10 protein-coding genes are annotated in these 12,556 nt (G+C 62.5%); 4 read left to right on the top strand and 6 right to left on the bottom strand.

The annotated features are described in order from the left end of the window. Positions 1 to 52 precede the first annotated feature (52 nt). Positions 53 to 3,256 (top strand): multidrug efflux RND transporter permease subunit, encoded by a 3,204-nt coding sequence (locus VGH41_RS18850; RefSeq protein ID WP_331599042.1) that lies wholly within the window; start codon positions 53 to 55, stop codon positions 3,254 to 3,256. 193 nt (positions 3,257 to 3,449) lie between these two features. On the opposite strand, the gene VGH41_RS18845 is transcribed toward VGH41_RS18850, so the two are convergent. From VGH41_RS18845 to VGH41_RS18820, 6 genes are all read right to left on the bottom strand, one after another. Next, entirely contained in the window at positions 3,450 to 4,652 is a 1,203-nt protein-coding gene (locus VGH41_RS18845) for a tetratricopeptide repeat protein (protein ID WP_331599080.1), read from the bottom strand. Between the two features lie 16 nt (positions 4,653 to 4,668). Then, the gene (locus VGH41_RS18840) at positions 4,669 to 5,097 is read right to left on the bottom strand and encodes a biopolymer transporter ExbD (protein ID WP_331599041.1); all 429 of its coding nucleotides are present in this window, start codon (positions 5,095 to 5,097) and stop codon (positions 4,669 to 4,671) included. A gap of 156 nt (positions 5,098 to 5,253) precedes the next feature. After that, positions 5,254 to 5,679, bottom strand: a complete 426-nt coding sequence (locus VGH41_RS18835) for an ExbD/TolR family protein (protein ID WP_144154323.1) — start codon at positions 5,677 to 5,679, stop codon at positions 5,254 to 5,256. Between the two features lie 3 nt (positions 5,680 to 5,682). Continuing rightward, on the bottom strand, positions 5,683 to 6,597 hold the full coding sequence (locus tag VGH41_RS18830) for a MotA/TolQ/ExbB proton channel family protein (protein ID WP_331599040.1): 915 nt from the start codon (positions 6,595 to 6,597) through the stop codon (positions 5,683 to 5,685). 75 nt (positions 6,598 to 6,672) lie between these two features. Next, on the bottom strand, positions 6,673 to 7,377 hold the full coding sequence (locus VGH41_RS18825) for an energy transducer TonB (protein WP_331599038.1): 705 nt from the start codon (positions 7,375 to 7,377) through the stop codon (positions 6,673 to 6,675). A gap of 1,063 nt (positions 7,378 to 8,440) precedes the next feature. Beyond that, on the bottom strand, positions 8,441 to 8,791 hold the full coding sequence (locus VGH41_RS18820) for a DUF4148 domain-containing protein (protein WP_331599036.1): 351 nt from the start codon (positions 8,789 to 8,791) through the stop codon (positions 8,441 to 8,443). Positions 8,792 to 9,196: 405 nt separating this feature from the next. Here VGH41_RS18820 and VGH41_RS18815 point away from each other — a divergent pair, with 405 nt between their 5' ends. The 3 genes from VGH41_RS18815 to VGH41_RS18805 all read left to right on the top strand — a co-directional run bounded on the left by VGH41_RS18815 (position 9,197) and on the right by VGH41_RS18805 (position 12,025). Next, positions 9,197 to 9,874, top strand: coding sequence for a response regulator transcription factor (locus tag VGH41_RS18815; RefSeq protein ID WP_331599079.1), 678 nt, complete (start codon positions 9,197 to 9,199; stop codon positions 9,872 to 9,874). 115 nt (positions 9,875 to 9,989) lie between these two features. Beyond that, a complete protein-coding gene (locus VGH41_RS18810) occupies positions 9,990 to 11,285 on the top strand; it encodes a HAMP domain-containing sensor histidine kinase (RefSeq protein WP_331599078.1) in 1,296 nt (431 codons plus the stop codon). A gap of 38 nt (positions 11,286 to 11,323) precedes the next feature. Beyond that, the gene (locus VGH41_RS18805) at positions 11,324 to 12,025 is read left to right on the top strand and encodes a response regulator transcription factor (protein WP_331599035.1); all 702 of its coding nucleotides are present in this window, start codon (positions 11,324 to 11,326) and stop codon (positions 12,023 to 12,025) included. Positions 12,026 to 12,556 lie beyond the last annotated feature (531 nt).

The following is a 12,556-nucleotide window of genomic DNA, read 5'->3' as shown; positions in this document are numbered from 1 at the left end:
GGCGCGTCGCGAGGGCGCGCCGTCCTTCGTGCAGCACTGACAGGAAACCTGCGTGCCCTCATTTTTTATCGACCGCCCGGTCTTCGCCTGGATTGTCGCGCTTGCCATCATCGTGGCGGGCGCGTTAGCCATTCCGCAGTTGCCGGTTGCGCAATATCCGCGACTCGCGCCGCCGCGCATCGTGATCGTCGCGACCTATCCGGGCGCCGCCACCGAGGTGGTGGACGGCGACGTGGGCAGCATCATCGAGGAAAGCCTCGATGGCGCCGACGGCATGCTCTACTACGAGACCAGCAGCGACGGCCAGGGCAACCTCGAAATCGACGTCACGTTCTCGCCGGCCACCAATCCCGACATCGCCATGGTCGACGTCGAGAACCGCCTGAAGCAGGTCGAGCCGCGTCTGCCGCAACAGGTCGTGCAGAACGGCATCAGCGTGTTCAAGGCGGCGAATACCTTCCTGATGCTGGTGGCGCTGACCTCCACCGACGGCTCGCGCGATTCGTCCGAGCTCGGCAACTACATGAACCGCTACATCATCCGCGAGTTGAAACGCGCGCCGGGTGTCGGTTCCGCGCAATTGTGGGACTCCGATCAGGCGCTGCGCATCTGGCTGGATCCGATGAAGCTGCGCGAATATGGCCTCGCCGCCGGCGACGTCAATGCGGCGATCGCGGCACAGAATGCCTCGGTCACCGCCGGCACCCTGGGCAATGCGCCCTTCGTGCCGGGGCAGGAGTTGACCGCCTCGGTGACCGTCAAAGGGCAACTGGTTTCGCCGGAGGAGTTCGGGCAGATCGTGCTGAAGGCGAAGCCTGACGGTTCCGCGGTGCGTCTGCGCGACGTGGCGCGCGTCGAACTGGGCCGCGACGACTACTCGTTCTGGTCGCGTCTGAACGGACGTTCGGCGGCAACCGTCGGGATTCAGCTTGGACCGCGCGGCAATGCGCTCGAAACGTCGAATGCGATTCGCGCGCGCCTCGCGGAGCTGTCGAAGAGTTTGCCGCCCGGCGTGGCGATCGAAATTCCATTCGACAGCGCGCACTTCGTGCAGATCGCGATCCGGGAGGTCGTGATCACGCTGATTGAAGCCGTGGTGCTGGTGTTCTTCGTGATGTGGCTGTTCTTGCGCGATCTGCGCTACACGCTGGTGCCGACGGTGGTGATTCCGGTCACGCTGATGGGCGCGTTTCTGACGATGTGGGCGTTCGATCTGTCGATCAACGTGTTCACGATGTTCGGCCTCGTGCTGGCCATCGGCATTCTGGTCGACGATGCGATCGTGGTGGTGGAGAGCGTGCACCGCGTGATGGAAGAAGAGGGCTTGCCGCCGCGCGAAGCGACGCGCAAGGCGATGTCGCAGATCGGCAGCGCGATTGTCGGCGTGACCGCGGTGCTGACGGCCGTGTTCGTGCCGATGGCGTTCTTCCCGGGCAGCGTCGGCGGTATCTACCGGCAGTTTTCGGTGGCGATGATCGCGTCGATGCTGGTGTCGTCTTTCATGGCGCTTTCGTTGACGCCGGCACTGTGCGCGAATCTGCTGAAGCCGACCGGTACCACGCCGCAACAGCGCGAGGCGCGCCGCGGCCTGCGTGGCCTCGCGGCGCGCGGCGCAACGAAGTTCGCGGACGGCTTCACGGGCGCCTCGAACGGCTACCGCTGGCTCACTACGCGCACGGTGCGGCGAGTCGGGCGCACGCTGGCCGTGTACGCCGTGCTGGTTGGGCTGTGCGGGCTGCTCTACTGGCAGATGCCCGGCGGATTTCTTCCGACCGAGGATCAGGGACAGTTGCAGGTGATGATCCAGATGCCCGCCGGTTCGACGCAGGCGCGCACGGTGGCGGTCATCAAGCGCGCCGAGGCGATCCTGAAGCGTCATCCGGAAGTTGCGCACGTGACGAGCGTGATCGGCTGGAGCTTTCAGGGTTCGGGCCAGAACGTCGGCATGGCGTTCGTGGAACTGAAGGACTGGGACAAACGCAAGGTCGACGCGCTTGTGCTGCAGGACAAGCTCAACGAAGAGTTCAAGACGATTCTGGACGGCTCCGTGGATGCGCAATTGCCGCCGTCGGTGCCGGGCGTGGGCCACGCGGATGGCTTCGTGTTCCGTCTGGAGGATCGCGGCGGGGTGGGGCTCGACGCGCTGAAAGCGGCGCGCCAGGCACTCTTCGCGAAGGCTCAGGCCGACCCGCTGCTGACCGACGTGCACTCCGAAGACCTGCCGGACGCGCCGCGCGTCGAACTGACCATCGATCGCGCCAAGGCTTATGCATTGGGGGTGTCGTTCGACAAGATTTCCGACCTGCTGGGCAGCACGTTCGGTTCCACCTACGTGGACGATTTTCCGGCGGGTGGCCAGATGCGCCGCGTGGTGGTCGCGGGGGATGCGTCATCGCGCATGACCGACGACGATCTGATGGCGCTGGCGGTGGAGAACACCTCGGGGACCATGGTGCCGCTGTCGGCGATCGCCTCCAGCAAGTGGACCGTCGGTCCGGTGATGCTCACGCGTTACAACGGCTACCCGTCGCTCGACGTGAGCGGCCGGGCCGCGCGCAATGTCAGTTCGGGTGCGGCGATGGACGAGATGGAGCGGCTGGCGTCGACGCTGCCGGTGGGCGTCGCCTACGACTGGGTGGACGCCGCCCGCGAGGAGACCGTGGCCGCGAAGCAGACGCCGCTCCTGATCGGATTGTCGCTGCTGGCCGTGTTCATGGCGCTTGCCGCGCTATACGAAAGCTGGACGATTCCGTTTGCCGTGCTGATGGTGGTGCCGCTCGGGGTGATCGGCGCGGTGGCGGCGGTGTTGATGCGCGGCATGCCGAACGACGTGTACTTCAAGGTTGGGATGATCACGGTGATCGGCCTGTCGTCGAAAAACGCCATCCTGATCGTGCAGTTTGCGCGCGATCTGCACGCGCGTGGCGTGCCGCTCACGCGCGCGGTAATCGACGCTGCGGGCACGCGCTTCAGGCCGATCGTGATGACCTCGGCGGCATTCTTGCTGGGTGTGGCGCCGCTCGTGATCTCGAGCGGTGCGGGCGCCGAGAGCCGTCGTTCGATCGGCACGGGCGTGTTCGGCGGCGTGCTGGCGGCGACCCTGCTGGGGCTGGTGTTCGCGCCGGTGGCGTTTCACGCGGTGGCGTCGCTGACGCAACGGGGTCGGCGTGCTGACGCGCTGGAGCGCAAGCGCGACGTGAAGCAGCCAGAGGGGGCAGGGCCGGCGCTGTCGGATCGGGAGATGGAGTCGCAGTGAGGGTGGGGCGGTCAGGATCGCAGGAGAATGACCGCGCATCGAAGCGTGCGTGCGCGTCATACGTTACCGCACGCAGGGCTGGCGAGACGGCACTGCGAGAAGAACCGCGACAAGAGGTGCTAGAAGCGTTGCTGCCAGAAAAATCCAGAACGAGGCGGCGAACGCCGCCTCGCAAAGCCAACCATGCTACGGATTACTTCGAAGCCACCAGGATCCACAGGCGTGCAAGGTCGGCCGAACCATCGTCGCCCTTGACGGCCTTGAATGTCTGGATCGCCTTGGCCTTCTGGCCGGCAATCAGATATGCCTCGCCCAGATGCAGTTGCGCCTGGTCCGGATGATCGAGACCACCCTTCGCAATCGCCGCTTCCATCATCTCGAGACCTTGCTTTGCCTGACCTGCGAACACGAGGTTGTAGCCGGCGTCGATCGGCGGGATCGGCACGCCGTTGCTGTCGACCGTACTCTGGGCGCGCTTGGCGGCCAGCGCTTGCAGGCGCTTTTCGCGGTCCGCGCCGGCGTCGTGACCCAGCACGCCGGACGAGAAGCCCTGATCGATCACCTGCTTGCCTTCTGCCGTGCTGCCCGCAACGATGGCCAGCTGCGTCATCTGCATGTAGTCGTCAGCCGTCGTCAGCGAACCGGTAGCACGGCGCAGACGATAGGTGTCGATGTCCAGGCTCGACGAATAGCCGGGCTTGCTGCGGATGGATGCGAACAGGTCATCCCAGTACGACTGCTTCGGGTGATACGCCACCAGCTTTTCCAGCGCGCCGCGATAGGTTGCCCCATCGTTCGAGCGTTGTGCACAGGTGCCCAGCAATTGCAGGTTGGACTCATCCGGGGCATGGCCGGCGCGCGCCTGCGCGTCGACGACCGGCTTGAGCTGATTCACCACGTTCGAGCAATCGTTCGACAGGTAGTACGACTGGACCAGCAAGGTCCGCATGTCGGGATCGGTACCGCCAGCCTTCAGATAGCGCTGCGCCACCTTGATGGCTTGCGGGTAATTCTTCGACTGGAAGTAAATCCCGGCGAGAGCAGCCGTGGTGCGCTGCTCGTCCGCACCCGTCAGCCGGCCGGAGGCCAGCAGCGTTTCGTAGGCCTGAGCCGCGACCGCGGAGTCGCCCGCGGCTGCAGCCGCGGCGCCGCGCATTTCCTCGACCATATAGCTTTCATATGGCGTCTTGTTCGGCACTGCGGCAGCCTGAGCGATCTTCGCCAGCGCGTCCTGGTACTTGTGAGCCCGGTACGAGTCCTGTGCCTGGTTGAGCGGCTTGGCCACTTCCGGGCGCAGCGTATCGGCAGCGAAGGACACAGCCGGCAATACGGCGAGGGCAGAGAGGCCGCCGAAAGCGGCCGCGATTACGGCGCGCTTGAACCGTTGTTGGATCATTAGCACTGTCACTTCCTTATTGCATGTACTGCTCGTTACCGATCAGTCCGATCTTGGTCGCGCCAATGCGCTGAGCCGAAGCCAGCACCTCAGCGACGTCCTTGTACGGCACCAGCTTGTTCGGCAGCAGATGAATCTCGGCCTGGTCCGGCTCGGCAGCCACCTGAGCCAGCTTGGATTCGAGCGTGGCGCGGTCGGGGATGACCTGACCGTTCCACATCATTGTGCCGTCGAAGTCGATGTCGATCTGCACCACTTCCGGCTGAACAGCCGGAGGAGGGGGGTTACCCACCGGCAAGTTCATCTTGATGGCGTGCGTCTGAATCGGAATTGTGATGATCAGCATGATGAGCAACACCAGCATCACGTCGATCAGCGGCGTGGTGTTGATGTCGACCATCACATCCGGTTCGCCGCCACTGCCTGAAGATACGTTCATTCCCATATTCGACTCCTGTCGATCGGACTTGGCGCTTTAGCGCTTAGTCCGATCCCATGCAACGCGGTCGATCGGACCTGGCGCTTTAGCGCTTAGTCCGATCCCATGCAACGCGGTCGATCGGACCTGGCGCTGAAGCACTTCGCCCGATCTCATGCAAGGCTAGCCTCCGCGCGGCGGCGGCTCAGTGATAAATGACACCTTGGCGATACCCGCGCGCTCGCACGCGGTGATCACACGGCCGATAAACTCGTAACGCGTGTTCTGGTCGCCGCGCACGTTGACTTCCGGTTGCGGCTGCATCACCGATACGGTCTTCAACTGCGTGAGCAGCGTCGCTGCATCCACGTGCTTCTCGTTCCAGAAGAAATCGCCATCGCGGTTGACCGCGATCACGATACTTTTGGGCGTGGTCTGCAGCGGCTGGACTGCCTCATTCGGCAACTTCACCGGCACCGTGTGCGTAACAACCGGAATCGTGATCAGGAAGATGATCAGCAAAACCAGCATCACATCGACTAGCGGCGTGGTGTTGATGGCGGAGATGACTTCGTCTTCATCTCCATCTTGTCCAACGCTCATAGCCATGGCTTAGCCCGCCTGTTCTGCCAACGCAGCCTTTTGACCAGCAACCGGACGCTTCGCACGCTTGCCGCCGGCCAGCAGGACCGTGTGCAGTTGCGCGCCGAACGAACGGACACGTTCCATCACCGACTTGTTACGGCGGACCAGGAAGTTGTAGCCCAGCACGGCCGGAACGGCTACTGCCAGACCGATTGCCGTCATGATCAGCGCTTCACCCACCGGGCCCGCGACCTTGTCGATCGATGCCTGGCCGGCGATGCCGATTGCCGTCAGTGCGTGATAGATACCCCACACCGTACCGAACAGACCGACGAACGGTGCCGTCGAGCCAACCGTACCGAGGAAGGCGAGGCCGTCTTGCAGGCGGTTCGACACGTTGGTGATGGCGCGGTCGACGGACACGTCGATCCAGGTATTGCGGTCCACGGCTTCGAGGAGCGCCTCGTCGTGGTGTTCGCCGGCTTCGATCGCGGTCTCGGCGATGAAGCGGAAAGGCGATGCCTCATCCAGCATCTTCGCGCCTTCGGTGAGCGACGGAGCGGTCCACAGCTGTTCGTCGGCGCTCTTGTAGCGGCGGTTTGCGCGGTATTGCTCGAAGAACTTCGTGATCATGATGTACCAGCTGCCCATCGACATGATCACCAGCAGGATCAGCACGAAGCGGGCAACGAAGTCACCGTTTTTCCAGAGGGCGCCGAGGCCGTACGGGTTGCTCACCGTTTCCGAAGTGGCCGGTGCCGGCGGCGGCACTGCCTGATCGGCGGGCGCCGCTGCGGGTGCCGCCGTCGGTGCGGTAGCGGCCGAGGCGGCTGTTGCGTCGCTAGCTTGCGCGTGGGCAATTTGCGGTGCGACGAAAGTCGTCGCCGTGGCTACGGCGAACACCATGCTTGCCGCCACTGCGGCGAGAGAACGCTTCTTCATGTCTGCTCCAGTTCATGCGTTGAACTTGTACAACTTGACTAATAAATCGCTACCGGTACCGCTCTGTTCGTGTGGTCAGTTCAGGCTAAACGAGAACGGAACCTGGACACGGACGGGTTGGCCTTGGGAAACGCAACTAAACTGCTTCACCGCGTTGAACGCCGCACGATCCAGTGAAGAATCTTCGGACGACTTCGCGACATGCTCATTCGTAATATGGCCCTGCGGATCGACTACGAATTCAATGACCACATCACCCGTGACGTTGTTTTCCTGAGCTTCTCTCGGATACTTCACTGAAGAGCGGATCGAATCCGAATTCGGGCAAACCACGCCCACTTCGGTGCTCGGTGCCTTGGTCGGGGCGGGTGGTGCAGGCGGTGCCGGCGGCGGAGCAGGTTGTGCCACAACCGGCGCAGCCTGGTGCGTAATGGTCGGCGTTTGCGGCGGGGTCGGCGTCTGCACTTCCGGCGGCGGCACGAACGGCGGCGGTGGCGGCGTGAACTTCGGCGGCGGCAGCTGGACGGTCGGCATCGGCGGAGGCGGCGGCGGTTTCACCGGCTCGATGATCTTGGTTTCAATGGGATGCTGGATGACTTGCACCACCTTGGTGGCGAGGCCATTGAGCAGTGCATAAATCAGCACCACGTGCAGGAGAAGAACGACGGCAATACCGCCAAAGCGGCGCACGGGATTTTGCTGCTTTTTCCCGAACTCGCGCGGGCGCCCGGTTCTTTCAACCGGGCTCGAGCCCGTCGGAAACTGCCCTTCAACTTTCATAACCACCTTCGATCCTCCCGGCGTGAACCGCCCAATTCCGTGACTACAGCGCGCTTGCTACGTCAAAACATTATTCACTTCAGCCCAACAGAGGGGCGCGAAACGTTCTTTTGGACTCCAGATGGGGTGTCACCGTACCCGTTCGATTCAAGCCTCGCAGGTTTTACGCCTGACATGGGCTCGCCGGGTGCGACGGCTTCAGGCCGTCGCGCGCAAGGCGTATGCCCGCTTGACAGATACTGATCGGTCCGCGGGGATGAGCGAAATCGGCCAGTGGTCTATCTGCGTAGAAGTACTAATAGACGGTATTTGATGCATCCCCTTCGGTTTGGCACAGGCTGCGACGAACGAAACCCTGCTCGAGCGTCACACGTATTTCACAGGCCAGCGCTAAGTTCCCGGCTGTGTTTCCTGCGACGGAACGATATCAGTTCAAAATCGCGCGTCAAACTTTTTTTGATGGGGGCATACTGTGTTTAGAGGGCGCGCTCTAATCGTATTGAGCGTACTCAGCCAGTTTGCTTACAACATCGAATCTTTCCGGCGAAAAAGCCGTTTGTCTTCAACGCTATGCAGAATGAATTTGTAAGCTATTGAAGGCTGCCTTTAATCCAGTTCTTTTGGGCGAAGTCAAAGTCGCCTTTAGATGCCCCTGCAGCAGCGCGAGATTCTAAAGCAGGTCGCGGGGTGCATGCACTGGAAAAAGAATCCTTAAGTCGATTTGTCGCTCAGGTGGGGAGGCGAGGAGGGTGTTTTGCCGGGCGGCTGGGCGCTTTGAGGCTTTGAATGCTGCCGGCGGCGGCACTGAGGGACATGCTGCAGCGCTTTAAGGCGCTTCGTAAAGCGGACTTAAGGGACGCAGGCAAGGACGTGCTCGAAAGACCCACATGAGGGGCGCAAATAAAACACGCACGCAAAGGGCGCACAAGGCGCACAAGGGAAGGGCCGCTAAAAATCTGCTGAAGGCGCTCAAAGGCCCATAAAGAGCCGTTTAAACCACCTGCTCATTTTTTGTGCGCATATGAAGCGCAGAGGCGGGCGTGTGCCCGCCTGGCGCTTTAGTCTAGCTTGCCGGATTCGGCGTAGTCATTGCGGCAGGCGTAGAGGTGTCGTTGAGACCCTGCGCGTTCTTCATGGTCGCGGCCGGCAGGCAGTCGGCGCGATAATCCGCCTGCAGCTTTTTCTGTGCCGCTTCGATGTCGGCGGGGTACAGGTTGTTGTCGTCGGCGGGCTGGTAGCCTTCGGCCTCCAGTTCACCCAGTTCGCGCATCAACTGCTTGTGCGTCACTTCGCCCTTGAGGGGCTTGAACGGGTAATCGTTGCATTGCTGCGGTGTAAGCATCGGGCCGGCCATTGCGGAAGCGCTGCCGGCGAGCAGCATGGCCATCAACAGGGTTTTCATGGCGAGTTTCATGGTGTCATCCAGGTAGTTGTCAATTGACCAGAGGCAGCCCGCACGGGCCGTCTGGATGAGAACAAGGCTAGTGGACGCACCGTGCAAGAACGCCCTCGTGCGCGTGAAACATTTTTCACGCTGGAGCGTCGTCACGGTGCACCGTGCAACGGCACGATTCGTTCGCCGCCGCGCTGCGCGGACGCGCGCGGCGAAAAACTAAATTTTGTTTAATGAAACAGATGTGCGACGGTTATCCCCTCGCGCGTAGTCTGGCTAGCGCTGTACTGGTCCGCCGCGACGCCCGTCGTGCCGCCGGTCGCGAACTCAACCCGCTAGCCGAATATGGCATCATGTACCTCTACTGATAACCAGCCGCGCACGCCGCCCAAGCTCGCAGAGCTCGCTGCGGCGGGTGAAATGATCATGTCGCGAGTGCTGACGATCGAAGATGACGAGATCACCGCGAACGAAATCGTCGGTGAGCTGAAAAGTCGCGGATTTACCGTGGACTGGGTCGCGAACGGCCGCGACGGCATGGCGCGCGCCATGAGCGACGAGTACGACGTCATCACGCTGGACCGCATGCTGCCGGGCGTCGACGGTCTGACCATTCTCACCACCATGCGCAGCATCGGCATCCAGACACCGGTCTTGATGCTGAGCGCGCTGGGCGACGTCGACGAACGTGTGCGCGGCCTGCGCGCCGGCGGCGACGACTATCTGACCAAACCCTTCGACCCGGAAGAAATGACCGCGCGTCTCGAAGTGCTGTTGCGCCGCAGTCAAACGCCCGCCACGCAATCCGAAACGACGCTGCGGGTCGGTCCGCTCGAGCTGGATCTGATTTCGCGCAAGGTGCAGCGGGACGGAGAAGAGATCGTGCTGCTGCCCACCGAATATCGCGTGCTCGAATTCATGATGCGTCACGCCGGACAAACCATCACACGCACGATGCTGTTCGAAGCCGTATGGGGCTATCACTTCGATCCGGGCACCAATCTGATCGACGTGCACATGGGGCGCCTGCGCAAGAAGATCGATCCGCCGGGCGCCCGACAGATGATCCAGACCGTGCGGGGCTCGGGCTATATCCTCGCGTGAGCAGACCATCTTGACGGATACTTCTTTCCCGGCGCAATCCGCCCTGGGGCGTCGCTGGCATTCCACGACGTTTCGCCTGATCACCGTGTATGCCGTGATTTTTTCGCTCTCGGTGATGTCGCTGCTCGGCTTCATCGGCAGTGCGGTGACGAGCGACATGGAACATGAAATGGATGTCGTGATGACCTGGCAACTCATCTATTTCGATTCCATCCCAACCAGCGCGCTGGCCGACGCGATCCACCGCCGGCTCGAGCACGAGCGCATGCACACCAATTACTATGGCCTCTTTGCAGCGGACGGCACGCATCTGGCCGGCGACGTGCTCGCCCTTCCGCCCAACCTGTCGGCAAACCGCCAGGGCGTGACGCTCAACCACACGTTGCGCATGATCGGCGACGAGCGGCCGCCGGTGGTGCGTGCCATTGCCGAGCGTCGCGACGACGGCGAGACCCTCGTGCTGGCGCGCGACCTGACGCATATCCTGAGGATTCGCGAGACCATCATCAATGCGCTGATAGGCGGCGGCATGCTCTGTCTGACCGCGGGCGTGCTGGGCGGCCTCGCGCTGAGCGTGCGACAGATGCGTCGGCTCAAGGCGGTTCGCCGTGTGACGCAGCGCATCGCCCAAGGCGATCTCGGCCAGCGCTTGCCGATCGGCGGGCGCGATGAAATCGACATGCTGGCGCATCTGGTCAACCACATGCTCGAAGAAGTCGAACGCCTGATGAACGAAGTGAAGGGCGCGTGCGACGGCATCGCCCACGATCTGCGCACGCCGCTCGCCCATGTGCGGACCCTGCTTACGCACGTCGCAGAACGCGCCGATACGGTCGACGACGCCGCGCTCTCGAGTCTCGTGGAGCGTGCGCGCACCGAAACCGACGCGCTGCTCGACCGCTTTCGCGCGATGCTGCGAATCTCGGAGATCGGCACCCTGCAGCGGCGCGGTGGCTTTGCCGAAGTCGATCTGCAGATGCTGATAGATGAGGTGGGCGATCTGTACGAACCGCTGGCGGAGATCCGTTCGATCCGCGTCGTTGTCGAATCGGCAACGGTCGAACCGATTTATGGCGATCGTGCACTGCTGTTCGAAGCCTTCAGCAACCTGCTCGATAACGCAATCAAGTTCACCCCGGAGGGCGGCATCGTCCACCTGAAGCTCACGCCGACCGCGGCGGGCCCGCAGGTCGACATCATCGACAACGGCCCGGGCATTCCAGCCGATGAGCGCGATGCCGTGCTGCAGCGCTTCTATCGCGGCGAGCGCACCCGGCACCTCGCCGGCTCGGGTCTGGGGCTGAGCATCGTCTCCGCGGTGATGCGGGTGCACGACTTTTCGATGCGCATCAGCAACGGCGAGCCGGGTGCGCGCATTACCGTCGAATGCTGGTCGAAGACGCTCGCATGATCTATCCTGCTCTTTTCTCCGTTCGCTGCGAGCGCTAGATGCGAGTCCTGTTCGTCGCCACGCCTCATCCTGAATCCGCGTGGCTGTATAAGGCACTGCAGGAAAGTGCCCATAGTCTGCAACGCGCCGACGACTTGCGGGACGGTGCGTTTCTGGCCACTCAGGAGCCGTTCGACGCGATCGTCCTGACGTCGTTCGAGCCGTCGTCGTATTCCGCGTTGCAGGCGGCGTTGCCCCAGTTTGTCGAAGCAGGCGGGGGCGCCGCGCTGATCGTGGTGCTCGGGCAGACGAGCGCACAGGAACGCACCCGGGTGCTGCGCGCCGGCGCAGACGCATGCTTCGGTCAACCGTATTCGTTTATCGAACTGCACGAACGTATGCAGGCTTTGCGGCGCACAGTGGTTTTGCGTGCGGTGCAGGACCAGCCTGCGGCGAGTGCCACTGCCGAGGCGGCGCTCACACTCAATCCACTGACACGAGAGTTGACCGACGGCTCCCACAGATTGGTGGTCACACGCCGCGAGTATCTGTTGCTAGAGTGCCTGGTGCGCCAGGTCAACGCGCCGGTGCCGCGCGATCAGCTGATTCGCTATGCGTGGCCGGAGAAGGACGACGTCGATCCGTCGAGCGTCAATCTGGTGGTTTCGCGCCTGCGCCGCAAGCTTGCGGAGTACTTGCCCGACGTGCACATCGAGACCGTGAGCCGTTACGGTTATCAGATCACCACGAAGCCGCACTAGCGGCTTTCATTGGGGATGCGCCTGCGCACACTGCGCACAGGCAGCGCCGCAAGTATTTGAGCGCGCCGGCCGATCGGGCCAGCGCGCTCTTTGCATCCGGCCGTGCGTTCACGAACCGAAATACATCTGACAGAAGCCAGGCGGCCCGACACATCCGTTAGCGGCATCCGGGCCGGGCGTCGCGCAGCCGGACAACAGCAGTCCCGCTGTGACGGCGGCTACAGCATAGACAATGGAACGCCGGAGTGCCGTGCGGGCCTTCATGAGAGTCCTCACGGCGGTCGACGCATTGGATTGCGCAAATGCACAAGCGGCAGCCATGCTACCGGTCAGCGCGCTCGCGATTGTCCGTAATTTCATGTTAGTGATCCTCACAATGTTCAGCTGGGTGGATTCAACCCGGCTGACCGAAGCGCGAAGACTTTCGCTGCCTCGTTGATTGAAAGGATAGTCAGCCCGATATAGCGGATTGACGGTGTGAAAGTGAAAAGAAGTTTATTTATGAGGTGAAGAGGCGTGCGGAACACGCGT

This window comes from Paraburkholderia sp., assembly GCF_036488795.1.
In the GTDB taxonomy this organism is placed as follows: Bacteria; Pseudomonadota; Gammaproteobacteria; order Burkholderiales; family Burkholderiaceae; genus Paraburkholderia.
This window is presented reverse-complemented; position numbering and strand designations above follow the sequence as displayed.